This is a genomic window from Vulcaniibacterium gelatinicum, assembly GCF_008033445.1.
Classification (GTDB): domain Bacteria; phylum Pseudomonadota; class Gammaproteobacteria; order Xanthomonadales; family Xanthomonadaceae; genus Vulcaniibacterium_B; species Vulcaniibacterium_B gelatinicum.
Genome location: NZ_VNKO01000006.1, coordinates 20,620 through 43,907, shown reverse-complemented (window position 1 = coordinate 43,907; position 23,288 = coordinate 20,620). Strand labels below are relative to the sequence as shown.

Genomic DNA, 23,288 nt, shown 5'->3' with positions numbered 1-23,288 from the left:
CTCAATGCAGGTTGTCGTAGACGAAGGTGAAGTGCTGCTCGGCCTTGCGTCCGGGGCGCGTGACCGCGATGTCGAAGCGGTGGCCGGCATCGCGGCTGATCGCGAATTCGGCGCCGAAACTGCTCACGTCGCCGGTGCGCATCGGCGCCATGGCGTGGCGGATCGGGGCGCCGCGCGGCGGGCGGTGGGTGATCGCGACCGTGGCGTCCTCGATCCGGGCCCCGTTCGCGTCGAACACGGCCACGACCAGGTGGTGCGCGTCGGTGGAACCGGAAGGCGGTTGGTGCTGCGGCGTGGCGTCGGCGGTCATGCGCTCGCGTGCGATGGCCGCCGGGACGATGCCGAGATGGACCACCAGGTCGCCGCCACGGACGCTGCCCGGCGCGCGTACGGCGGGAGGCGCCGGCGTGCACGCGGCCAGCAGTGCGAGCAGCGAAAGCATCAACAGGGAGCGGAGCTGGTTCATGATGGACCTCCTTCCGGTGGCCGCGAGGGGGTGGGGGCTGGTGCGGCATCGGTGTCGGCCGCCGCTTCCAGCGACAGGCGGCGCAGCAGCAGCGCGTTGACCGCGACGATCACGGAACTTCCGGACATGGACAGGGCCGCGATCTCGGGCGAGATCACGATCGGGTAGAGCACGCCGGCCGCGAGCGGAAAGGCGAGCACGTTGTAGCCCACCGCCCAGCCCAGGTTCTGGTGCATCTTGCGCAGGGTGGCGCGGGCGATGGTGATGGCGCGCACGACGTCGTACGGATCGCTGCGCATCAGCACGACGTCGGCGCTGTCTATCGCCACGTCGGTGCCGGCGCCGATGGCGAAGCCGACGTCGGCCTGGGTCAGGGCCGGCGCATCGTTCACGCCGTCGCCGACCATGCCCACGCGCTTGCCCTGCGCCTGCAGCTTCTTCACTTCCTCGGCCTTCTGCCCCGGCAGCACGTCCGCGAGCACGATGTCGATGCCGAGCTCGGCCGCGACCCGTTCCGCGGTGGGCCGGTTGTCGCCGGTCAGCATCGCCACCTTGACCCCGCGCGCATGCAGCGCGGCGATCGCGGCACGGGAGGTGGGCCGGATCGCGTCGGCGATGGCGAACAGCCCGACCAGCTCGTGCTCGCGGGCCACGTACACCACCGTGCGTCCGCCTCCCTGCAGCCGCGCCGCCTCTTCCTGCAGCGGCGCCAGCGACACGCCGGCATCGCCCATCAGGATGCGGTTGCCGAGCAGCACCTTGCGCCCGCCGACGACGCCGGTGGCGCCCTGGCCGTCTATGTTGGTGAAGGCCTCGGCGCGCTCGCCAGCGCCGCCGGCACGGGCGAGGATGGCCTGGGCGAGCGGGTGCTCGGAGTGCGCCTCCACGCTCGCGGCCAGCGTGAGCAGTTCGGCCTCGGTATGGCCGGGCGCGACCGCGATCCCGACCACCTCCGGCCGCGCCACGGTCAGCGTGCCGGTCTTGTCGAAGATCACCACGTCGAGCCGCGCGCTCTGCTCGATCGCCTCGGCATGCTTGAACAGGATGCCGTGCCTGGCGCCCAGGCCGGTGCCGATCATCACCGCCATCGGCGTGGCCAGCCCCAGCGCGTCCGGGCAGGCGATCACGAACACGGTGATGGTCAGGGTCAGCGCGAACAGCAGGCTTTCGCCGAGCCACCAGAACCAGGCGGCGAAGGTCAGCAGGCCGATGACGATCGCCGTCAGCACCAGCCATTGCGAGGCGCGGTCGGCGAGCAGCTGCGCCGGCGCCTTCGAGTTCTGCGCCTCCTGCACCAGCTTGATGATCTGGGCGAGGGCGGTTTCCGCGCCGACCTTCGTCGCGCGGTAGACGAACGCGCCGCTCTTGTTGATCGTGCCGCCGACCACCTGGCTGCCGGGATCCTTGCGCACCGGCATGGACTCGCCGGTGAGCATGGATTCGTCCACCTGCGAGCTGCCCTCGATCACCTCGCCGTCCACCGGGATCTTCGCCCCGGGGCGAACGACCACGATGTCGCCGGCCACGACCTCGGCGGTGGGCACCTCCACCTCGGCATCGCCGCGGCGCACCACGGCGCGCGGAGGCGAGAGCTTGAGCAGCGCCTGCAGCGCATCGGAAGCGCCGGCGCGGGCGCGCATCTCGAGCCAGTGGCCGAGCAGGATGAAGCTCAGCAGCACCGCGGAGGCCTCGTAGAAGTTGGGGCCTTCGAACAGGAACGTGCTGCCGAGGCTGAAGCCGTAGCCGGTGCCCACGCTCAGCAGCACCAGCACGGCCATGTCGAGCACGCCGTGGCGCAGGGAGCGGATCGCCGCGGTGAAGAACGGCCAGCCGGGATAGAGCACCGCGCCGGAGGCGAGCAGGAACAGCCAGAACTCGCGGTCCAGGCCGAAGGGGGTGGGCAGCGGCTCCATCAGGCCCATCGGCGACCACAGGAACAGCGGCAGGCTGAAGGCCAGCGCGACCAGGAACCGCCGGCGCATGTCGCGCGCGGCGGCGTGCAGGTCGGCGCCATGGTGCATGCCGGCGTGGACGTCGTGCGCGGCGACCGGTTCGTGCCGCTCGGCGTGTCCGGCATGCACGTGGGGATGTGCGCCGGCCGCAGCCGGCACGGCCGGCGCCGGCGGAGGCGGGGCACCGTGCACGTGCCTGTCCACTGGTGGAGCGGCGCCGGGGTGGCAGGCGAATCCGGCCTGCCGCACCGCCGCGGCGACCGCCCGCGGCGACACCCGCTGCGGGTCGTACTCGACCCGCAACGTGGCGGCGGAATAGTTGGCGTTCGCGGCGAGCACGCCGTCGAGTCCGCGCACACGGCGCTCGAGCACGGCCGCGCAACCCGGCGTGCACATCCTGCCCACGGCCCACAGCAGCGTCTTCGCGTCCATCGCGCCCCGGTTCATCGCCTGGCCTCCACAGCCTGGGCGGCACGGCGTCCGCGCGGGATGAAACGCGGCACCTCCGCCATGTAGCGCCGGTAGTCCTCGCCGAACCGCTCGACGCAATCCCGCTCCTCCGCGATCGAGAGCCGCGCGTACACCCAGACCAGGACCGGATACATCGCCAGGGTCAACAGCGTCGGCCACTGCAGCAGGAACCCGGTCATGATCAGGAAGAAGCCCACGTACTGCGGATGACGAATGCGTGCGTAGGGACCCTCCCGGGCGATGCGCCCTTCCCGCTGCGCCCGGTACAGCGCCGGCCAGGCCGCGGCCAGCAGCCAGAAGCCGCCGCCGATCAGCACGAAGCTGGCGAGGTGGAACGGGCCGAAGTGGGGATTGACGCGCCAGCCGAACAGCATCTCCAGGAGATGGCCGGCGTCGTGGCTGAGCCAGTCGACTTCCGGGAAGCGGGACGACAGCCAGCCGCCGAGCAGGAACAAGGTCAGCGGAAAACCATACATCTCCGCGAACAGCGCCACGATGAAGGCCGAATACAGGCCGAAGCTGCGCCAGTCGCGCGCGTTCAACGGCTTGTAGAAGCTCCAGGCGAAGAAGATGAAGAAGGCGGCATTGATCGCGGCCAGCAGCCACAGGCCATAGCCGGGGATCGCGGTGTTCATGGCAGGTCTCCTCCGCGCGGGGGCGGCGGGCGGTGTCCGCCATGGCCACCATGGCGGCCATGGCCGAACACGTGCAGGAGCGGACACATCGCCAACAGCAGCAACGGCAGCCAGTCCAGGCCACCGAGCAGATGCGCGCGATGCTCGGCGATCAGGTAGAACGCGGCGATGCCGAGCAGCGCCAGAAAGACCAGCCGCAGCCGCCACGGCCGGAGTGGGGCCGGCGGATGCGCATGCGGCGTGCCGGCCGGTTCGGATTCCCGAAGGTTCCGGGCGTGTCGGGTGCCGGGTGTGTGGACGGGAACGTTCATTGCGCACCTCCGGTGGATGGAACGGCATCGGGGCATCCATGCGGGCCGGACCGGCAGGAACTCTCCATGCGAGGTTAGTCCTGCCGTCCTGTCGGGTCTTGACCGGCATCAAGCTTCCATGGCCTGTCGGCGGCAGCCGCGCTGGCCGGGGTGCCGCGCCCGAGTTGCCGCTGCTTGACCAGGGCATAGATCACCGGGATCACGACCAGGGTCAGCACGGTGGAGGACACCATGCCGCCGACCATCGGTGCGGCGATGCGGCGCATCACCTCCGAGCCGGTGCCGGTGCTCCACATGATCGGCAGCAGGCCGGCCATGATCGCGACCACGGTCATCATCTTCGGCCGCACGCGCTCGACCGCGCCCTCGACGATCGCGGCCCGCAGGTCGGCGGCATCGAGGCCGCGGCCTTCCAGACGCGCCGCCTCCGCGCGTGCCCGCAGCGCATGGTCGAGGTAGATCAGCATCACCACGCCGGTCTCCGCGGCCACGCCCGCCAGGGCGATGAAGCCGACCGCGACCGCCACGCTGAGGTTGTAGTCCAGCGCCCACATCAGCCACACGCCGCCGACCAGCGCGAACGGCACCGACAGCATCACGATCAGCGATTCGGTGACACGCCGGAAGTTCAGGTACAGCAGCAGGAAGATCAGGGCCAGCGTCACCGGCACGACGATCCGCATCCTGGCCGCGGCGCGCTGCATGTACTCGTACTGCCCGCTCCAGGTGGCGTGGTACCCGGGCGGGAACTTCACCTCGCGGGCCACCGCCTGCTGCGCGGCGCGCACGTAGCGGCCGATGTCGCTCTCGCGCGTGTCCACGTAGATGTAGGCCGACAGCATCGCGTTCTCGGTGCGGATGCTGGGCGCGCCCTTGCGGACCCGTACCGTCGCCAGCTCGCCCAGCGGCACCTGCGCGCCGGCCATGGTCGGCACCAGCACGTTCGCGGCGATGCGCTGCGGGTCGTCGCGCAGCTCGCGCGGGTAGCGCACGATCAGACCGAAGCGCTCCCGGCCCTGCACCAGCGTGGTGACCGTCTCGCCGCCCAGCGCCGCGGCCACCACGTCCTGGACTTCGCCCACGGAGAGGCCGTACTGCGCCAGGCGCGGCAGGTCCGGTTCGATGTCCAGGTAGTAGCCGCCCGTGAGCCGCTCCGCGTAGGCGCTGGCGGTGCCCGGCACCTTGCGCACCGCCGCCTCGATCTCCCTGGCGAGGGTCTCCATCTGCACCAGGTCGCGGCCGAACACCTTGATGCCGACCGGCGTGCGGATGCCGGTGGCGAGCATGTCGGTGCGCGCCTTGATCGGCATGGTCCAGGAGTTGGCCACGCCGGGGAACTGCATGGCGCGGTCCATTTCGGCGATCAGCTTCTCCACCGTCATGCCCTGGCGCCATTCCGATTCCGGCTTGAGGTTGATGACGGTCTCGAACATCTCCAGCGGCGCCGGGTCGGTCGCGGTCTGGGCGCGGCCGGCCTTGCCGAACACGGACTCGACCTCCGGGAAGCCCTTGAGGATGCGGTCCTGCTGCTGCAGCAGCTGCGAGGCTCGGGTCACCGACATGCCCGGCAGCGAGGCCGGCATGTACAGCAGCGTGCCCTCGTTGAGCGCGGGCATGAACTCGCTGCCCAGCCGGGCCGCCGGCCAGAGGGTGGCCGCCATCGCCACGACCGCGATCGCAAGCGTGGCGGCCTTGTGCCGCAGCACCGCGCCGATCACCGGCCGGTAAACGGCGATCAGGGCTCGGTTCACCGGGTTCCTGCTTTCCGGCAGGATCCGGCCGCGCACGAACAGCAGCATCAGCGCCGGCACCAGGGTCACCGACAGCAGCGCGGCGCCGGCCATGGCGAAGGTCTTGGTGTAGGCCAGCGGGCGGAACAGGCGGCCTTCCTGCGCCTCCAGGGCGAACACCGGCAGGAACGAGACGGTGATGACCATCAGGCTGAAGAACAGCGCCGGGCCGACCTCGCGGCAGGCGTCCACGATCAGCTGCATGCGGCTGCGGCTGCCGTCGTCGCGCTCGATGTGCTTGTGCGCGTTCTCGATCATCACGATCGCCGCGTCCACCATCGCGCCGATGGCGATCGCGATCCCGCCCAGGCTCATGATGTTGGAGTTGATGCCGAGCGCGCGCATGGCGATGAACGCGATCAGCACGCCGACCGGCAGCATCACGATCGCGACCAGCGCGCTGCGCACGTGGAACAGGAACAGCAGGCACACCAGCGCGACGATCAGGCTCTCCTCGATCAGCGTGGTGCGCAGGGTCGCGATCGCGCGGTGGATCAGTTCGGAACGGTCGTACACCGCGCGGACGCTCACGCCCTCCGGCAGGCCGCCGGCGATCTCGGCCAGTTTCTCCTTCAGGCCATGGATCACCGCCAGGGCATTCTCGCCGTAGCGTGCGACCGCGATCCCGGCCACCACTTCGCCTTCGCCGTCGAGCTCGGCCACTCCGCGCCGCTCGTCCGGCACCAGCTCCACCCGCGCCACGTCGGCCACGCGCACCGGCGCGCCGCCTTCGGCCCTGAGCACCAGGTTCTCGATGTCCTCGATGCCGCGCAGGTAGCCGCGCCCGCGGACCATGTACTCGGTCTCGGCCATCTCGACCACGCGCCCGCCGACGTCCCGGTTGCTCTCGCGGATCGCCTGCGCCACCTGCGCCAGCGGGATGCCGTACTCGCGCAGGCGCACCGGATCCACGGTCACCGAGTACTGCCGGACGAAGCCGCCGACGCTGGCGATCTCCGCCACGCCCGGCGCCTTGGCGAGCTGGTAGCGCACGTACCAGTCCTGCAGCGCGCGCAGTTCGTCGAGCGAGCGCTGCTTCCCCTGCAGCACGTACTGGTACACCCAGCCGACGCCGGAGGCGTCCGGCCCGAGGCTCGGGGTGACGCCGGCGGGCAGGTTCTTCGCGGCGAAGTTCAGGTACTCGAGCACGCGCGAGCGCGCCCAGTACAGGTCGGTGCCGTCCTCGAAGATCACGTACACGAACGAGGCGCCGAAGAACGAAAAGCCGCGCACCACCTTCGACCTGGGCACCGACAGCAGGGCGCTGGCGAGCGGGTAGGTGACCTGGTCCTCGACCACCTGCGGCGCCTGTCCCGGGTACTCGGTGAACACGATCACCTGCACGTCGGACAGGTCCGGCTGCGCGTCCAGCGGGGTGCGCGCCAGCGCGTAGATGCCGCCTCCGACCACGGCGAGCGTCAGCACCGCGATCAGGAACACGTTGCGCACCGACCATTCGATGAGGCGGGCGAGCATGTCAGTGGCCCTCGTGGCCTGCGTGCGGGTCGTCCGCGGGCGGTGGCGCGTGTCCGGCATGCGGATCGTCGCCGGTGGGAGACGGGGCATGCCCGGCATGCGGATCGTCCTTCGCCGGGGGCGGTGCGGCGGGCGGTGGCGCCTCGGGCGGCGGCGTGCCATGTCCGGCGTGGGCGCCGAAGCCCTGCAGCGCGGCCTGCAGGTTGCTCTCGGCATCGATCAGGAAGTTGGCCGACACCACCACGCGTTCGCCTGCGCGCACGCCGTCCAGGATCTCGACGCGCTCGCCGGACACGCGCCCGGTGCGCACCTCGCGCGGCTCGAACCGGCCCGGTGCGCGCTCCACCAGCACCACGCGGCGCAGTCCGCTGTCGAGCACCGCCGAGCGCGGCACGTGCAGCACCGGCTGCGTGCCGGGGCGTTCGAGGGCCACCGTGCCGTACAGCCCGGGGCGCAGATCGCCGTCGTGGTTGGGCAGCGCCACGCGCACCTGCACGGTGCGCGTGGCGGTGTCCAGCACGGGCTGCACGAAGCTCACCGTGCCGTCGAAGCGGCGGCCGGGCAGGGCGGGGGTCTCGAAGCGCGCGGGCTGTCCGGTGTCCAGCGCCGCCGCTTCCGCCGCCGGCACGTGCGCCACCACCCAGACCGTGGACAGGTCGGCCAGCCGCAACACCGTCTCGCCCGGCTCGAAGCGCGCGCCCTGGACAATGGGTTTCTCGACCACCACCGCATCCGCGGGCGAAGCCAGCACGAAGCCGTCGTCGCGCCCGCCCAGTTGCGCCGGGTTGATGTCCCAGTTGCGCAGGCGCGCCCGCGCCGCGTCGCGCAGCCTCGCCATCGCGGCGGCGCTGGCCGGATCGCTCTGCGCCAGCCTGCGCGCGGCCGTGTCGGCGACGCGGTAGTCCTGCTGCGCGGCGAGCAGTTCCGGGCTGTACACGCGCATCAGGGGCTGCCCGCGGCGGACCCGCATGCCGGTCTGGTCCGCGTACAGGCGCTCGACCCAGCCTTCGAACTTCGGCGCGATCGCGTACTGCCGGGTCTGGTCCACCTCGATCGTGCCGCTGGCGCGCACGACGAGCGTGAACGGCGCACGCTCGACCGGCACGGTGCGCACGCCCAGCTTCTGCACCTTCTCCGGCGTCAGCACGACCGTGCCGGGCGTGGCGGCGGGTTCCTCGCCTTCGTAGACCGGGATGTAATCCATCCCCATCGGGTCCTTCTTCGGCACCGGCGAGATGTCGGGCAGCCCCATCGGGTTGCGGTAGTACAGGATCCTGCGCGCGGGCTTGCCGCTGTCGGTCGCGGCCTGCGCGGGCGCTTCGGAACGCGTCGAGCGGCCGGCGAACCAGCCGGCGGCGAGCGCGGCGACGGCCACCGCGACGATCAGGGCGAGGATCCGGGATCGGGTCATGGGGCATCTCCTTCGATGGCGCGCACCGCGGCCGCGCCCAGCAGTTCGTCGCGCAGGGCGTCCACGCGCGCCAGATCGGCGCCTTGCCATGCGTCCAGGGCTTCCAGCAGGGTGCCGAAGTCCACCTCGCCCACCTGGTAGCTGGCCAGCGCGGAGCGGAAGTTGGCGTCGGCCTGCGGCAGCAGGGTGTCTTCGGTGAGCCGGCGGCGTTCGCGCGCGCGTTGCCATTGCGCCCAGGCCATGCCGGCTTCGCCCTGCAGGGTGCGGCGCTCGGCGTCGGCCCGCGCCAGCGCGGCGTCCTCGAGCAGGCGCGATTCGCGCTCGCGTTCGCGGCGTGCGCGCTGCTGCAGCGGGACCTCGACCTCCAGCATCAGTTCCATGCTGTCCATGCCCGCGAACCGCTGCATGCGGCCGATGCCGAGGGTGATGTCGGGGTAGCGGTTGCGGCGCTGCAGTTCGACATTGGAGGCGGCGGCCGCGGCCAGGGCCTGGCGCGCCTGCACGGCGGGGTGCCGATCCTGGTCGAGCCGGTGCAGCAGCGCATCGAGGTCCGGCGAACGGACCGGCAAGGCCGGCGGCTCGAGGGGATCGGCGAGGACGGCATCGGCCCGGCGGCCGAGCACGCGGTTGAGCGCGGCGGCCGCCTCGTCGCGTGCCATCAGCCGCTCGATCCGCTCGCGTTGCATCGCGGTGCGTTCGACCTGGGCGCGGATCGCATCCTGCTGCGCCGCCATGCCGAGCGCGTAGCGCACGCCGGCGATCTCCTCGACCTGCTCCAGCAGGGCGATGCGCCGGTCCAGCACCGCGACCGCCTGCGCCGCGTGCCAGTAGCGCACGTAGGCAGCCTCGGCCTCGGCGATCAGGGCGAGCGCGGTGGCGTCGCGCGCCAGCCGCATCGCCTCGGCCTCGTGCGTGGCCGCCTGGCGGGCGAGCGCGCGCTTGCCCCACAACGGAAAGCGCTGGCGGAGCTGGAGGGTGGCGGCGCCTTCGTCGGCGAGCGGCTGCCACGGGCGGTCGGGATCGAGTTCCTCGAACAGGACCGACGCCATCGGATCGGGCAGGGCGCCCGCAGGCTGGATGCGCGCCTGCGCCGCCTCGGCCTCGGCCTGCAGCGCGCGCAGTTCGGGGTTGTGCTCGCGCAGCCAGGCATGGATGGAGGCGAGATCACGCCCCGGCAGCGGTTCGGACGCCGTGGCGGCGCCGATCGTCGCCAGCGCGACCGCGAGCAGCACGCCGCGCAGGCGCGATCGTGAAGGGAAACGGGGAACCACGGGGGATGCCATGTCGGAGTTCCGCAGGCCGGCGCGACGCGAGGTCGGCGGGCGGCAGGGAAGACATGCCGTGCGGGCACGGCCGGAGAGCGGCGCACCGCACGGCGTGTGTGCCGTGCAGCGGGACTCCGGGCATCAGATCAGCAGGAGTGCGGCGGGGTGTGGTGTGGGCCGGTGCCAGGAAGGCGGCGGCGCGTGCATGACCGCGGGCGCGGCCGGCGCTGCGTGCGCCACCACGTCCAGGGCGAGGATCGGCATGGCCGGCAAGGCCGGCACGGGCGGAACCCGGGCCACGTCGCTGGTGATGCCGCCCTGGCTGCAGTGGGCAAGGCAGATCGTGTGCTTGATGCGTTCCGCGGGGGTCGGTGCCGCATGTTCGCAGGCGCCTGGCACCGCCTGCGCGGCGGCCACCTCGTCCGCCGCCGGCGACATCGCCGACACCAGGCAGGGGCCATGCGCCGCGAACGCCAGCTGCGACCATAGCAGGGCGGCGATCGCGACGAGCGACACCCGTCTGCGCAGACGATCGTGGCGGAAGCGTTTCATCACCGGCAGCATACCTGAACAGGACGCGGGCGGATTTGATCCAAGTCAATCATGATGCCGGCACTGGGTCAAGAAAGCAGCGGAGACACCGCATCCTCCAGGTCCGGCTCGCCGCATTCTGCGCGCAGGAACGTGCGTGCCGCCTCGGCCAGGCGCAGCGTTTCCGACCAGCGGTCGGCGCCGGACAGGGGCAGGATCGCCGGACCGATCGTGACCGCGAGCGGGCCGTGGCGCGGCAGCCAGTCGTCGCCGCACAGCACCGCACGGGTGCCGCGCAGGGCGACCGGCACCACCGGCATGCCGGCCTCGGCCGCGACCGCGAACGCGCCGAGGTGGAACGACAGCAGGCCCGGCATGCGCCGGAACGTGCCTTCGGGGAAGAACACGAAGTCGCGGTCGCCGCGGCGCGCCTCGGCCAGCACCTCGGTGCAGCGCGCCGGATCGAAGCGGGCCACGAACACCGCGCCGAAGCGCCGCAGGAGCCAGCGCAGCAGCGGGCGCCGCGCCAGTTCCTCCTTGGCGACGAAGGCCGCCGGACGCGGCAGCGTGCGCACCAGCAGCAGGCTGTCGAGATAGCTGGCGTGGTTGGCCACGAAGATGCACGGCCGCCGCGGCGGCGCGGCCTGCACCTTCACCGTCAGCGGGATCGCCGTGAGCAGGCGCAGCAGCTCCAGCAGGCCGCGCTCCACGGCCCAGCGCAGGCGCAGGCCCGGCAGCAGCGCCGCCACGAGCGCGGCCGGCACCAGCAGCGCGAACGCGCTCCAGGCCCAGGCCACGAACAGCCACGCGCGCAACCGGCGCAGACGGTTGCGCAGGTCGGCGCGCAGGCCGCGCAGCAGCACGCCGAGCAGGCGCGGCGCGCCGCCCTTGCCGAGCTCGCCACGCTCGAAGGCTTCGCGGCAGGCGACGCGGCGCAGCTTGCCGCTGGAGGTCTTGAGCACCGCGCCAGGGACGGCGAGCACCACCTCGTCGGCCGGTTCGCCGGCCTGGGCCGCCACCGCAGCCTGGATCCGCGCGCGCAGCGCCTTGCGCTCCTCCGCATCGGCGAGCCGGGTTTCGGCCACCACCACCAGGCGCTCGGTGCCGGTCTGCGGCGCGACCGTGCCGAACACCGCCACCCGTCCGCGGCGCACGCCCGGCAGCTCGCCCACCGCCTGTTCCAGCGCCTGCGGGTGCAGATGCCGCCCGGCGCGGATGATCAGATCCTTGACCCGGCCGCTCAGGTACAGCTCGCCCTCGTGCAGGAAGCCCAGGTCGCCGCTGTCGAGCCAGTCGCCATGGCGCAGCGCGCGGGTGGCCTCGGGATTGCGGTGGTAGGCGGTGCAGGCGGCCGGGCCGCGGAACTGCACGTGCCCCTGCCGTCCGGGCGGCAGCTCGCGGTCGTCGTCGTCGGCGATGCGCAGCTCGTGCCCCGGCAGCGGCAGGCCGCAGGAGACGAAGGCGAGGGTGGCGATGCCGGCCTCCGGCGCGCACGGCACGGCGCAGCCGTCGGCGAGGAAGCGGTCGCGCTCGATGTGCAGCACGCGCGGCGCGCGGCCGGGCGGCGGGAAGGTCAGGCCGAGGGTGTTCTCGGCCAGGCCGTACACCGGGGACAGCGCCTCGCGACGGAAACCGTGGCGGGCGAAGCGGGCGGCGAAGCGCTCCAGCGTCTCCGGGAACACCGGCTCGGCGCCGTAGAACGCCAGGCGCAGGCTGCCCAGGTCCAGCCCCTCCAGTGCCGCGTCGGGGATCCGGTGCGCGCACAGCTCGAAGGCGAAGTTCGGCGCAGCCGTGAGCGTGGCGCGGTAGCGATGGATCGCCCACAGCCAGCGTTCGGGCCGCAGCAGGAAGCTCTGCGGCGGCATCAGCACCAGCGGCGCACCGAAATACAGGCAGCCGATCCAGGCGCCGATCAGGCCCATGTCGTGATAGAGCGGCAACCAGCTGACGAAGGTGTCGGCGGAATCCACGCCGACGAACGTACCCATCGTGCGCAGGCTCGCCAGCACGTTGGCGTGGGTCAGCATCACGCCCTTGGGATCGGCGGTGCTGCCGGAGGTGTACTGCAGCAGCGCCAGGTCGGATGCGGCGACCGGCACCGGTTCTGCCCCGGCCGTGGCGTGCGCGAGTTCGTCCACGACCAGCAGGTGCTCGATGCCGGTGAAGGCGCGCACCAGGCGCCGATGCGCCCGCAGCGTCGCGTCGCCGAGCAGCAGCCGCGCCTGGCAGTTGTGCAGGATCCCGGCCTGGCGGCGCCAGTACTCCGCCATCTCGCCCGGCCGACCCGGCGGATACAGCGGCACCGGCACGCCGCCGCCGAGCATTGCGCCGAAGAACCCGACCAGGAGATCCGGATGCGTGGACAGCATCAGCGCCACCGGCTCGCCCGGCCGCAGCCCGTGCGCCTGCAGGCCGGCGGCCACGCGCAGCGCGGTGGCGTGCAGCGTGCCGAAGGTGAGGTCGCGGCCGTCGGCCTCGCCGCCTTCGAAGTGCACGTGCAGGCGGTCGGGGTGGCGCTGCGCATGCCAGTGCAGCACGTCCACCAGGGTCTGCGCCGTGGTGGGCAACGCCAGCCGTTCGCCGCGCGCCAGCGCCAGCACCTCGGCCGACGGCGCCGCGGCGATCGGCGCGGCCCCGGCCAGCACGCGCAGCAGGTCGCCCGGCGTTTCCGCGACGAAGCCCGCCTGCTCCGGGATCCGCACCCGGAAACGCTGTTCCAGCCGCGCCAGCAGTTCCATCCGGGTCAGGCTGTCCAGGCCCAGGTCGCGGTCCAGGCGCACGTCCAGGCGCAGGTCGGGCAGGGCGCGCGCACGCGGGTGCCGTTCGCGCAGCAACGCGGCCAGCTCCGCGAACAGCGCCTGCTCGGCCGCGTGCTCACCGTCACCACCGGCCGCGGCTGCGACCGGGGCCCACGTCGTCGGAATCGAACTGACCATGAGGCGTCCCGACGCATGGTGTACCGCAGACACCGCTCATGGGCAGTGAATGCGGCCGGCCTGCAGCGCGAACGGTTCCGCCCCCGGTCTTCTTCGTCGCCGCACCGCCGGACACGGATCAGACCGGCGACACCCGTACCGCCGTCACCTTGTACTCCGGCGCCGCGGTCAGCGCATCCCGGGCCGGGCCGGTCACCCGGTTGAGCGCGCGCTCCGGGTCGTGGAAGGTCGCGAACAGCTGCCCCGGCGTCACCGTGTCGGTCACGCGCAGCGGCAGCAGCGCCTCGCCGTGGCGGCTCTCGACCCGCACTGGCATGCCGTCGCGCAGCCCGAGCTGGCCCGCATCGTAGGGATGCATGTCGAGCGTGTCGGTCGGCCGCAGCGCCTGCTGCGGCGTGCGCCCGGTCATGGTGCCGACGTTGAACTGGTACAGGCTGCGGCCGGTGGTGAGCAGGAACGGGTAATCGGCGTCGGTGCGTTCCTCCGAGGGGCGGTACTCGATCCGCTCCAGCCGGGTGCGGACCCCGTGCGCGAAGCGTTCGCCGTGCAGCACGACGGTGCCCGGGTGGTCCGCGTCCGGGCAGGGCCATTGCACGCCCTGCCGTTCCAGCCGCGCATAGCCGATGCCGGCGACGGCCGGCCACACGGCGCGGATCTCGTCCCACACCGCCTCGGGCCCGGCGTAGGCGAACTGCGCGCCATGGCCGAGCGCGGCGGCCAGCCGGCACAGGATCGTGGCGTCGTCGAGCGCCTGCCCGCGTGGTGCCAGCGCCCGGCGTACGCGCTGCACGCGGCGCTCGGAGTTCATGAACGTGCCGTCCTTCTCGAAGCTCGACACGGCCGGCAGGAACACATGACCGAAGGCGCGCGCGGTCTCGTTGAGGAACAGGTCCTGCACGATCACCAGCTCCAGCCGCGCCAGCGCGGCCGCGGTCTCGTGCATCCGCGCCAGGCTGGCGAGGATGTCGTAGCCGATCACGTACAGCGCCTTCAGCCGGCCCTCGCGCGCGGCGTCCAGCATGCCGAGCAGGTTCAGGCCGCGCCCGGCGGGCGGGGCGACGCCCCAGGCCGCGGCGAAGCGGTCGCGCGCCTCGGCCACCGCCACCGAACCGGTCAGGATGCCCGGATCGCAGCCCATCATCGCCGCGCCCTGCACGTTGTTCTGCCCGCGCAGCGGATTGGCGCCGGTGCCCGGGCGGCCGATCTGGCCGGCGAGCAGGACGAGGTCTATCAGCGCCATCACGCCCTCGGTGCCCTGCACATGCTCGGTCATGCCCAGCCCGTGCAGGCACATCGCCGGGCGGGTGCGGGCGTACAGGCGCGCGGCGGCGCGGATCGCGTCCGGCGCGACACCGCAGATGTCGGCCGCGCGCTCGGGCGTCCACGCGGCCACGAACGCGGCGAACTCCTCCACGCCGTCCACCCGCGCGGCGAGGAAGTCGCGGTCCGCCAGGTCCTCGGCGAACAGCACGTGCGCCATCGCGTTCAGCAACGGCACGTTGGTGCCCACGCGCAACGCCAGGTGCACGTCGGCCAGCTCCGCCAGCGGGGTGCGGCGCGGATCCACCACGATCAGGCGCGCGCCGCGCCGCACCTGCTGGCGGATGCGCGCGCCGACCACGGGGTGGTTCTCGAGCGGGTTGGCGCCGACGACGAGGAAGCACGCGGCCTGTTCGATGTCGTCGAAGCTGTTGGTCGCCGCGCCGGTGCCGAGCATGCGCTTGAGCGCCGCCGCGCTCGGGGTGTGGCAGACCCGCGCGCAGCAGTCCACGTTGTTGGTGCCGAGCACGACGCGCGCGAACTTCTGGGTGAGGTAGTTCTCCTCGTTGGTGGCGCGCGCCGAGCCGAGCACGCCGACTGCATCGGGCCCGTGCGCGGTCACGATCCGGCGCAGGCCCTCGGCGGCGAACGCGATCGCCTCGTCCCAATCCGTGCCGTGCCAGTGGCCGTCACGGCGCAGGCGCGGCGCGGTCACCCGGTCGGGCGCCTCCACATAGGCCAGGGCGTAACGTCCCTTCACGCACAGATGGCCCTTGTTCGCCGGCGCGTCGAGCACCGGCCGGGTGGCGACGATGCGGCCTTCGGCCACGCCTGCCTCCAGCTCGCAGCCGACCGCGCAGTACGGGCACACGGTGCGTGTCCACGCCGTCGGCGACGGTTCGCGCCAGGCGCGGGCGTCGGTGAGCGCGGCGGTGGGGCAGGTGTCCACGCAGGCGCCGCAGCCCACGCACGGGCTGTCGGCGAGCGGGACGTCGCCCTCGGTGGCGATGCGCACCTCGCTGCCTCGGCCCAGCACGTGCCACACCGATTCGCCCTGCACCTCGTCGCAGATGCGCGCACAGCGCCGGCAGCCGATGCAGCGGTTCATGTCCACGCGGATGTGCGGATGCGAGACATCCACGGCGATCGGCCCCGCTTCCTGCCCGCACGGCTCCACGCCGTACTCGCGCAGCGCGCGGTGCAGCGGCTTGTCGGGGAAGCGCGCCACCTCGGCCGCGACGGCGCGGTCGGCGAGCCGTTCCAGCAGGCCGCGGCGGAAGCCGTCGAGCGCGGCGCCGCCGGAGCGGATCGTGCAGCCTTCGCGCAGCGGTTCGCGGCAGGCGGGCCGGTTGTGGAAGGGCAGGCCCGGGCCGGGGGAGAACTCCACCGCGCACGACCAGCACTGGCCCACCGGCGCCAGACGCTCGTCGTGGCACAGCGTCGGCAGCGCGACGCCCAGGCTGCGCAGGGCCTGCAGCACGGTCGTGCCCGCGGGGAACGCGTGCTCCGCGCCGTCCACCACGACCTTCAGCCGTGCCGTGTCCATGCGCGCATCCTACGCCATGGGCAGGCCGCTCCCGTGCGCTGCCGCCACCGTCGCCGGCATGGGGTCGAACGGCGTGCCTGCCGCCGCCGCGCGTTCCAGCGCCTGCAGCCACGGTTCCAGCGCGTAGCCATGTTCGGCCAGCCACTCCGTGGAGAACAGGGTGTCGGCGTAGCGCTCGCCGCGGTCGCACAGCAGCAGCACGATGCTGCCGCGCTCGTCCCGTGCCCGCATGCGCGCCGCCAGCGCCAGCGCCGCCACCAGGTTGGTGCCGGAGGAACCGCCGTACAGCCCGCCGGTCCAGCGGTGCAGCAGGCGCAAGGCCGCGATCGAGGCGGCATCGTCCACTTCCAGCACCTCGTCGGCGAGTTCGAAGGCGAAGCAGGGCTCCACGCACGGGCGGCCGATGCCCTCGATGCAGGTGGCGCGGCTGGCGCGCGCGCACCGGTCGCCGCTGCGCCAGCCCTCGGCGAACGCGCCGCCGCGCGGCTCGGCCACGCACAGACGCGCCGCGCTGCCGCGGTAGCGCAGATACCGGCCGATGGTGGCGGAGGTGCCGCCGGTGCCGGCGCCGCACACGATCCAGCTCGGATCGTCCACGCCGAGCTGCGTGCACTGTTCCAGGATGGACTGGGCGATGTTGTTGTTGCCGCGCCAGTCGGTGGCGCTGCCGGCCAGGCCGAACTGGTCGAGGTAGCAAGCATCCAGCTCCGCGGCCAGGGCCCTGGCGCGCGCGGCCGGATCCTCGCCCGGTTCCACCAGCTCGCAGCGGCCGCCGAGCGCGGCCACCTCGCGCTGCTTGGCGATGGCGGTGGTGCGCGGCATCACCGCGATGAACGGCACGCCCAGCGCGCGCGCGAACCAGGCCTCGGAGATGGCGGTGCTGCCGGAGGAGGCATCCACCGCCGGCTGTCCGCAGCGCAGCCGCCCGCTGCACAGCGCGTACAGGAACAGCGAGCGCGCCAGGCGGTGCTTGAGGCTGCCGGTGGGGTGCACCGACTCGTCCTTGAGCAGGAAGCGGACATGCGGGAAGCCGGGCAGGCGCAGCTCGCGCATCGGCGTGTCGGGATGGGTGCGGGCTTCCTCGGCCAGGCGCGCGATGGTCGCCGCGATCCAGGCGCGGTCGGCGCGCGGCGGCACGCGGGCAGGGGGGACGAAGGCGAGCGGCATGCGGCAAGCCTGCCGGGCGCGGGCACGGTCCGCCTTGATCCAGATCAGTGCGCGACGACGCGGCGGCGACGTCCAATGCTCGAATGCCGATCTTGCGCCCATTGCCCGACACGCCCGCCGCGCTCGAGCTCGACCTGCGCCACCTGCCGCCGCCGGAGCCGATGCGGCGCATCCTCGACGCGCTGGCCGCCCTGCCCGCGGGGCAGGTGCTGGTCGCCCGCACCCCGTGCCATCCCGTGCCGCTGCTCGAACGGCTGCACGCCGACGGTTACCGGGTCGCGGTGGAGGTGGCGCCCGCGGGCGACGCCACGGTCCGGATCATGGCCGACGATGACCGCGCTCGCGCTTGAACGCGCGCCGGCGACGGCGCTGCCGCTGCGGTTCCTGCGGCTGGTGCCGCTGTGGGGTCTGGCCGCGGCCGCGCTGCTGTGGTGGCAGGGGCCGACGCTCTGGGCGTCGCGCTGGAACCCGGCCACGGTGGCGCTGGTGCATGTCCTCACCCTCGGCGTGCTCGGCAACGCCATCCTCGGCAGCCTGCTGCAGTTCCTGCCGGTGGCGGCCGGCGTGCAGCCACGGGGCGTGCCTGGCCTGGGACGGGTGTTGCCGGCGGCGTTCAACGCCGGCGCGCTCGGCCTGGTGTGCGGCCTGCTGCGCTGGCCGCTGCTGGTGCCGGCGGCGGGCGCGATCCTCGCCGGCAGCCTGGCGGCCTTCGCGCTCGCGGCGCTGGCGGGCATCCGCCTCGACGGCCGCCAGACCGGGCTGCGCCTGGGCCTGGCGGCCGCGCTGCTCGGCCTGCTGGGCACGGCGCTGCTCGGGCTGGCGCTGGCCCTGGGCTGGGTCGGCTGGCTGCCGGTGCCGATGCCGTCGGTCACCGATGCGCATGCGGCCTTCGGCCTGCTCGGCACGGTGCTGATGCTGCTGGCGGCGGTCGGCAGCGTGGTGGTGCCGATGTTCCAGGGCACGCGCCCGGTGCCGACGCGCTGGCTCGGCGGCTGGCTCGTCGCGTTGCCGCTCGCGCTCGCCGCCGGCGTGGGGCTGCGCCTGGGCGGCGTCCTCGAAGGGGAGGGCATGGCGCGCCTGCTGGCGCTGCCGGTCGTCGCATTCGCGCTCGGCGTGCTCACGCTGCAGTGGCGCCCGCCGCATCGCCGCAACCCCGCGCTGGTGGGCTTCTGGCGCCTGGGCGCCGCGGCATTGCTGCTGGCGGGCGCGTTGGCCGGCCTCGTTCCCGGTCCACGCATGGCGGTGCTGGCCGGCGCGCTCGGCCTCGGCGTCGGCCTGCCGGCGCTGGTGCTGGGGATGCTGCTGGAGATCGTCGCCTTCCTCGCCTGGCTCGAGCTGCAGCAACGGAGGCCACGCGGCACCCGGGTACCGGGCGTGGACGCCCTGCTGCCGGAACCGCGCAAGGCGCGGCTGCTGCGCTGGCACGCCGCGGCCGCGCTGATGCTGGTGCTCGCCGCGGCCTGGCCGCATCCCGCCACCACCGCGGCGACGGCCATCGTGCTCGCCGCCGCCTACGGCCTGACCTCGCTCACCCTCGTCGCCACCCGCCGGCGCGCACGACGTGGCGCGGGGTGGCGGCACCTGCCCATGGAACACCGCGCATGAAGACCAAACCGCCCCTGGTGTATTCCTGCTCGGGCTGCTCGAGCGCCGCGCAGATGGCCAACCAGCTCGCGCTATGGCTGGACCGCGAAGGCCATGCGGAGATGTCGTGCATCGCCGGCGTCGGCGGCGGCGTGCCCGGCCTGGTGCGCACCGCGCAGGGCGGCCGGCCGATCCTGGCGCTGGACGGCTGCGTGCTCGCCTGCGTCGCGGCCTGCCTGTCCCGCGCCGGCGTGCGCCCCGATGCACACGTGCTGCTCTCCGACTTCGGAGTGAAGAAGCGCAAGCACGCCGACTTCGACCCCGACGAGGCGCGCACGCTGTACCGGCGCGAGATCGTCCCCGCGGCGCAGGCGCTGGCGGCCGTGGAAGACGCGGCACGGGACGATCTGCCCGATGCGCCGTGAGGCCGCACGGCTCGCCCTGTCCGGCGTGCGCGGACTGATTGACGGCCTCGACGACGGTCTGGTGCTGCTGCTCGCCGGGCGCCGGCGGCTGGTGCCGCTGGCCGCGCACTGCAAGCGCCAGGCCGGGCTCGCCGCGCACGACCCGCAACGCGAGCGGGCCGTGCGCGCCCGCAGCCGGCGGCTCGGCGCGCTGCTCGGCGTGCCGGAGGCCACCAGCGACCACCTGGTCTCGGTGCTGATCGCCGATGCGTACCGGCAGCAGGCGCTCCACACGCCGTGGCGCGGCGGCGAATGCGCCGCGGTTGATCCAGGTCAGGGCGGAGCCCGGGCCGGACACCCCATGCTTTCGCGGATGACCGAGCGCTCCGCACGCACCGCCGCCCGCACCGCGTGGCTGCGTTTCCTGCCGCCACCGGCACGGCTGTCGCCGCTGCTGCGGCGCGTCCCGCACCGCTGGCAGGCGCGCTGGCTGGAGGCGGCGATGCGGCGGGTGCTGGCGGCGCCGCTGGCCAGCGGCCTGCTCGCGCCGCTGCAGGCGCGCCGGATCGGCATCGAGGTGTCCGACCTCGGCCTGCGCTGGGTGGTGTGCGTGCGCGACGGCCGGCTGCAGGTGCTGGACCCCGATGCCGCCGCCGAGGCCACCGTGCGCGGCACCGCCACCGACCTGCTGCTGCTCGCCAGCCGGCGCGAGGACGCCGACACCCTGTTCTTCCAGCGCCGCCTGGTGCTGACCGGCGACACCGAACTCGGGCTCACCGCCCGCAACCTGCTCGACCAGTTGCCGTGGGAGACGGTGCCGCTGGGCCTGCGCATCGTGCTGCACCGCGGCGCCGGCTTCGTGCAGGCGGCGCGCGCGGCGTACCGCGGCGAGCCTTCCTCCGTCTGATCCGCCTTCCCCGACGCGCCCGCGCGCGATGCCCCGCCGATGACCGCCGATCCCCGAATCCCGCATCCGCAATGGAGCGAGCGGCTCGCCGCCGAGTACGCCGAACTCGGCGCCAGGCTCGAATCGCTGCTGCCGTGCCTGGAATGGCCGCTGCACCTGCCGTGGATAGACGCCATCCGCAAGCTCAAGGCGCAACGCGGCGCGGTGATCATGGCGCACAGCTACCAGTCGCCGGAGATCTTCCACGGCGTGGCCGACGTCACCGGCGACTCGCTGGCGCTGGCCCAGGCCGCGGCCGACACCGATGCCGAACTAATCGTGCTGTGCGGCGTGCACTTCATGGCCGAGACCGCGAAGATCCTGGCCCCGCACCGCACCGTGCTGATTCCCGACCCGGAAGCCGGCTGCTCGCTGGCATCCTCGATCACCGCCGCGGACGTGCGCCGCCTGCGCGCGCGGCACCCCGGCGTACCGGTGGTGAGCTACGTCAACACCAGCGCGGCGGTGAAGGCCGAATCCGACGCCTGCTGCACCTCGGCCAACGCGGTGCAGGTGGTCGAGGCGATGGACAGCGACAAGGTGATCTTCCTGCCGGACCGCTACCTGGGTGCGCACGTGGCCGCGCAGACCGACGTCGAACTGGTGCTGTGGCACGGCGCCTGCGAAGTGCACGAGACCTTCACCGCGCAGCAGGCGCGGCACGCGCGCGAGCGTTTCCAGGCGCGCCTGGCCGCACACCCCGAATGCCCGCCCGAGGTGCTGGCCGAGGCCGATTTCGTCGGCTCCACCAGCGCGATGGGGCAGTGGCTGGCGAAGGAGCGCCCGGCGCGGGTGGCGCTGATCACCGAATGCGCGATGGCCGACAACCTGCAGGCGCGCTTCCCGGAGATCGAGTTCGTGCGCCCGTGCAACCTGTGCCCGCACATGAAGCGCATCACGCTGCCGAACATCTACGCCTGCCTGCGCGACCTGCGCCACGAGGTGACCGTGCCGCCCGCGGTCGCGGCCCGGGCCCGCGGCGCGCTCGAACGCATGCTGGCGGTGGGCCGCCGCGAACGGGTATGAGCGGGACATCACCAATCGTGGTGGTGGGCGCCGGCGTGGCCGGCCTGAGCGTGGCGCTGGCGGCGGCGCCGCGGCCGGTGCTGCTGCTGTCGCGCGCGCCGGAGGGCGGCGACAGCGCCACGGCACTCGCCCAGGGCGGCATCGCCGCCGCATTGGCACCCGGCGACACGCCCGCCGCGCATGCCGAGGACACGCTGCTGGCCGGCGGCGGCGACAACGACCGCGCCGCGGTCGCGCTGCTGACCGAAGGCGCGGCCGGCGCGATCGCCTGGCTGCGCGGATTGGGCATGGTCTTCGACGGCGACGGCGGCTGGCCGCATTTCGCCCGCGAAGGCGGGCACCGCCGCGCGCGCGTGCTGCATGCCGGCGGCGACGCCACCGGCGCCGGCCTGCTGCGCGTGCTGCAGGCGGCGGTGCAACGCGCGCCGCACCTGCGGCATGTCGCCGGCGTCGAAGTGGACGCGCTCCTGCAGGACGGCGGGCGCATCGTCGGCGTGGGCCTGCGCGACGCCACGGGCCGGCGCCGGCAACTGCCCGCCGCGGCGGTGGTGCTGGCCACCGGCGGCATCGGCGGCCTGTTCGCGCGCACCTGCAACCCGTCCGGCGCGCAGGGCGCGGGCCTGGCGCTCGGCCTGGCCGCGGGTGCGCCGATGCGCGATCTGGAGCTGGTGCAGTTCCACCCGACCGCGCTCGACGTCGCCACCCATGACGATGCGCCGCTGCCGCTGCTCACCGAGGCCCTGCGCGGCGCCGGCGCGGTGCTCCGCGACGAACGCGGCCGCGCCATCATGCGCGGCGAACATCCGCTGGCCGACCTGGCCCCGCGCGACGTGGTGGCCCGGCGCATCTGGCGCCTGCAGCGGCAGGGGCACCGCGTGTTCCTCGACTGCACCGCGCTGCAGGTGGACTGGCCGACGCAGTTCCCGACCGTGCTCGCCGCATGCCGCGCGGCCGGCCTCGATCCACGCCGCCGCCCGCTGCCGGTCACCCCGGCCGCGCATTTCCACATGGGCGGCCTGGCCACCGGTCTCGACGGCGCCACCGGCGTGCCCGGCCTCTATGCCGTGGGCGAGGTGGCCTGCAACGGCGTGCACGGCGGCAACCGCCTGGCCAGCAACTCACTGCTCGAAGGCGTGGTGTTCGGGCAACGCCTGGGGCGACACCTGGCGCAAGCGGCGCTGCCACCCGCGCACACCGGCGAACACCGCGAGCTCCCCCGCGGCCCGGACGCCGACCCCGCCGACCTGCGCCGCCTGCGCCAATGGCTCTGGCAGGGCCTCGGCCCGATCCGCGACGCCGCCGGCCTGCACGAAGCCGAACACCGCATCCGCGTCACCCCCGCCCTGGCCGCGAGCTGGCAGGGCAGGGTGGCACTGGCGATGCTCGACGCCGCGCAGCGCCAACGCCGCAACCGCGGCGCGCATTGCCGCAGCGATGCGGCGCCCGAGCCAACGTGCGTTGGCCTCCGTGTTACCTGAGCAGCTTGAAAGCATGCGTCCATTCGTTGCGCAGGAAGCCGGGAATGCACCAGAGCATGCAAAGCGGTTCGATGGCACGAGCCGCTTCCGCCGACCCCATATCGGCAAGCTCCCAGCCGAATTGCTCGACAAGATCGCCTACCGTCTTCTTCGCCGCCTGATCGTTACCGCAGATGAACATGGTCGGCTTGCCCCCAGCAAACCGGGGATTGACCATGCGCGCGTTTCCGACGGAGTTGAATGCCTTCACGAAATGCGCATCGGCAAATTCACGCTGGAGTTGCTCCATCAGCGATTCATCGAGGCTCGTGAAGAACTTCAAGACCCCGTTGCGTGGCGGCGCGTCCGCAATGGGATTGGTGGCGTCCATCACGGGCTTGCCTGCCAGGTTCTCCGCCCCGGCCGCTCGTAGTGCAGCTGCCGCAGCACTGCCCTTGACCGCCAGGACAACGACCTGTCCAAACGCCGCTGCTTCCTCGAAACTCCCCACCCGGCCACTTGGATTCCTGCTTCTCCATTCAGCCAGTTTCGCGCTGTCCCGAGTGCCCATCATCGTGTCGTGTCCGTGCTGGAGAAAGCCGCTGGCAAGAACCTTCGCCACATCACCGGAGCCAAGAACACCGATCTTCATGT

At 73.1% G+C, this 23,288-nt stretch carries 18 protein-coding genes; 6 read left to right on the top strand and 12 right to left on the bottom strand.

Annotated features, from left to right (window positions below):
• Position 1: 1 nt before the first annotated feature.
• The 11 genes from FPV26_RS05150 to FPV26_RS05100 form a co-directional block, all read right to left on the bottom strand.
• A complete protein-coding gene (locus FPV26_RS05150) occupies positions 2-466 on the bottom strand; it encodes a hypothetical protein (protein WP_147652650.1) in 465 nt (154 codons plus the stop codon).
• Positions 463-2,865, bottom strand: a complete 2,403-nt coding sequence (locus tag FPV26_RS05145) for a heavy metal translocating P-type ATPase (protein WP_246109212.1) — start codon at positions 2,863-2,865, stop codon at positions 463-465. Before FPV26_RS05145 ends, FPV26_RS05150 begins: the two co-directional genes overlap by 4 nt.
• Positions 2,862-3,524: a methyltransferase family protein gene (locus tag FPV26_RS05140; protein ID WP_147652649.1), complete on the bottom strand. Its 663-nt coding sequence runs from the start codon at positions 3,522-3,524 to the stop codon at positions 2,862-2,864. Before FPV26_RS05140 ends, FPV26_RS05145 begins: the two co-directional genes overlap by 4 nt.
• A complete protein-coding gene (locus tag FPV26_RS12965) occupies positions 3,521-3,835 on the bottom strand; it encodes a DUF2933 domain-containing protein (RefSeq protein WP_147652648.1) in 315 nt (104 codons plus the stop codon). Before FPV26_RS12965 ends, FPV26_RS05140 begins: the two co-directional genes overlap by 4 nt.
• Before the next feature lie 74 nt (positions 3,836-3,909).
• Positions 3,910-7,101: an efflux RND transporter permease subunit gene (locus FPV26_RS05130; protein ID WP_147652647.1), complete on the bottom strand. Its 3,192-nt coding sequence runs from the start codon at positions 7,099-7,101 to the stop codon at positions 3,910-3,912.
• Position 7,102: 1 nt separating this feature from the next.
• Positions 7,103-8,512 carry an efflux RND transporter periplasmic adaptor subunit gene (locus FPV26_RS05125; protein ID WP_147652646.1) on the bottom strand — a complete coding sequence of 470 codons (1,410 nt, stop codon included), beginning with the start codon at positions 8,510-8,512 and terminating at the stop codon, positions 7,103-7,105.
• The gene (locus tag FPV26_RS05120; protein ID WP_147652645.1) at positions 8,509-9,795 is read right to left on the bottom strand and encodes a TolC family protein; all 1,287 of its coding nucleotides are present in this window, start codon (positions 9,793-9,795) and stop codon (positions 8,509-8,511) included. Before FPV26_RS05120 ends, FPV26_RS05125 begins: the two co-directional genes overlap by 4 nt.
• Before the next feature lie 123 nt (positions 9,796-9,918).
• A complete protein-coding gene (locus FPV26_RS05115; protein WP_147652644.1) occupies positions 9,919-10,341 on the bottom strand; it encodes a hypothetical protein in 423 nt (140 codons plus the stop codon).
• A gap of 56 nt (positions 10,342-10,397) precedes the next feature.
• Entirely contained in the window at positions 10,398-13,244 is a 2,847-nt protein-coding gene (locus tag FPV26_RS05110) for an AMP-binding protein (RefSeq protein ID WP_147652643.1), read from the bottom strand.
• 118 nt (positions 13,245-13,362) lie between these two features.
• A complete protein-coding gene (gene fdhF / locus FPV26_RS05105; RefSeq protein WP_147652642.1) occupies positions 13,363-16,050 on the bottom strand; it encodes a formate dehydrogenase subunit alpha in 2,688 nt (895 codons plus the stop codon).
• 9 nt (positions 16,051-16,059) lie between these two features.
• Positions 16,060-17,217 carry a PLP-dependent cysteine synthase family protein gene (locus tag FPV26_RS05100; RefSeq protein WP_147652641.1) on the bottom strand — a complete coding sequence of 386 codons (1,158 nt, stop codon included), beginning with the start codon at positions 17,215-17,217 and terminating at the stop codon, positions 16,060-16,062.
• A gap of 83 nt (positions 17,218-17,300) precedes the next feature.
• Here FPV26_RS05100 and FPV26_RS05095 point away from each other — a divergent pair, with 83 nt between their 5' ends.
• The 6 genes from FPV26_RS05095 to FPV26_RS05070 are packed head-to-tail and all read left to right on the top strand — an operon-like array spanning position 17,301 to position 22,655.
• Positions 17,301-17,567, top strand: coding sequence for a DUF2249 domain-containing protein (locus FPV26_RS05095; RefSeq protein ID WP_147652640.1), 267 nt, complete (start codon positions 17,301-17,303; stop codon positions 17,565-17,567).
• Complete coding sequence (locus tag FPV26_RS05090; RefSeq protein WP_147652639.1) at positions 17,548-18,822, top strand: hypothetical protein; 1,275 nt, start codon at positions 17,548-17,550, stop codon at positions 18,820-18,822. The genes FPV26_RS05095 and FPV26_RS05090 overlap by 20 nt, the downstream gene beginning before the upstream one ends.
• Positions 18,819-19,226: a putative zinc-binding protein gene (locus tag FPV26_RS05085; RefSeq protein ID WP_147652638.1), complete on the top strand. Its 408-nt coding sequence runs from the start codon at positions 18,819-18,821 to the stop codon at positions 19,224-19,226. Before FPV26_RS05090 ends, FPV26_RS05085 begins: the two co-directional genes overlap by 4 nt.
• On the top strand, positions 19,216-20,112 hold the full coding sequence (ubiT, locus tag FPV26_RS05080) for a ubiquinone anaerobic biosynthesis accessory factor UbiT (RefSeq protein WP_147652637.1): 897 nt from the start codon (positions 19,216-19,218) through the stop codon (positions 20,110-20,112). Before FPV26_RS05085 ends, ubiT begins: the two co-directional genes overlap by 11 nt.
• Before the next feature lie 39 nt (positions 20,113-20,151).
• Positions 20,152-21,177 carry a quinolinate synthase NadA gene (gene nadA / locus FPV26_RS05075; protein ID WP_147652636.1) on the top strand — a complete coding sequence of 342 codons (1,026 nt, stop codon included), beginning with the start codon at positions 20,152-20,154 and terminating at the stop codon, positions 21,175-21,177.
• Complete coding sequence (locus FPV26_RS05070) at positions 21,174-22,655, top strand: L-aspartate oxidase (RefSeq protein WP_147652635.1); 1,482 nt, start codon at positions 21,174-21,176, stop codon at positions 22,653-22,655. The genes nadA and FPV26_RS05070 overlap by 4 nt, the downstream gene beginning before the upstream one ends.
• Here the strand turns inward: FPV26_RS05070 and FPV26_RS05065 are convergent.
• Complete coding sequence (locus FPV26_RS05065) at positions 22,648-23,286, bottom strand: NADPH-dependent F420 reductase (RefSeq protein ID WP_147652634.1); 639 nt, start codon at positions 23,284-23,286, stop codon at positions 22,648-22,650. The two genes, FPV26_RS05070 and FPV26_RS05065, sit on opposite strands and share 8 nt — an antisense overlap.
• Positions 23,287-23,288 lie beyond the last annotated feature (2 nt).

Coding starts and splice junctions, on each gene's coding strand:
- FPV26_RS05150 (WP_147652650.1), bottom strand. CDS start 466: ATGAACCAGCTCCGCTCCCTGTTGATGCTTTCGCTGCTCGCACTGCTG.
- FPV26_RS05145 (WP_246109212.1), bottom strand. CDS start 2,865: ATGAACCGGGGCGCGATGGACGCGAAGACGCTGCTGTGGGCCGTGGGC.
- FPV26_RS05140 (WP_147652649.1), bottom strand. CDS start 3,524: ATGAACACCGCGATCCCCGGCTATGGCCTGTGGCTGCTGGCCGCGATC.
- FPV26_RS12965 (WP_147652648.1), bottom strand. CDS start 3,835: ATGAACGTTCCCGTCCACACACCCGGCACCCGACACGCCCGGAACCTT.
- FPV26_RS05130 (WP_147652647.1), bottom strand. CDS start 7,101: ATGCTCGCCCGCCTCATCGAATGGTCGGTGCGCAACGTGTTCCTGATC.
- FPV26_RS05125 (WP_147652646.1), bottom strand. CDS start 8,512: ATGACCCGATCCCGGATCCTCGCCCTGATCGTCGCGGTGGCCGTCGCC.
- FPV26_RS05120 (WP_147652645.1), bottom strand. CDS start 9,795: ATGGCATCCCCCGTGGTTCCCCGTTTCCCTTCACGATCGCGCCTGCGC.
- FPV26_RS05115 (WP_147652644.1), bottom strand. CDS start 10,341: ATGCTGCCGGTGATGAAACGCTTCCGCCACGATCGTCTGCGCAGACGG.
- FPV26_RS05110 (WP_147652643.1), bottom strand. CDS start 13,244: ATGGTCAGTTCGATTCCGACGACGTGGGCCCCGGTCGCAGCCGCGGCC.
- fdhF (WP_147652642.1), bottom strand. CDS start 16,050: ATGGACACGGCACGGCTGAAGGTCGTGGTGGACGGCGCGGAGCACGCG.
- FPV26_RS05100 (WP_147652641.1), bottom strand. CDS start 17,217: ATGCCGCTCGCCTTCGTCCCCCCTGCCCGCGTGCCGCCGCGCGCCGAC.
- FPV26_RS05095 (WP_147652640.1), top strand. CDS start 17,301: ATGCCGATCTTGCGCCCATTGCCCGACACGCCCGCCGCGCTCGAGCTC.
- FPV26_RS05090 (WP_147652639.1), top strand. CDS start 17,548: ATGACCGCGCTCGCGCTTGAACGCGCGCCGGCGACGGCGCTGCCGCTG.
- FPV26_RS05085 (WP_147652638.1), top strand. CDS start 18,819: ATGAAGACCAAACCGCCCCTGGTGTATTCCTGCTCGGGCTGCTCGAGC.
- ubiT (WP_147652637.1), top strand. CDS start 19,216: ATGCGCCGTGAGGCCGCACGGCTCGCCCTGTCCGGCGTGCGCGGACTG.
- nadA (WP_147652636.1), top strand. CDS start 20,152: ATGACCGCCGATCCCCGAATCCCGCATCCGCAATGGAGCGAGCGGCTC.
- FPV26_RS05070 (WP_147652635.1), top strand. CDS start 21,174: ATGAGCGGGACATCACCAATCGTGGTGGTGGGCGCCGGCGTGGCCGGC.
- FPV26_RS05065 (WP_147652634.1), bottom strand. CDS start 23,286: ATGAAGATCGGTGTTCTTGGCTCCGGTGATGTGGCGAAGGTTCTTGCC.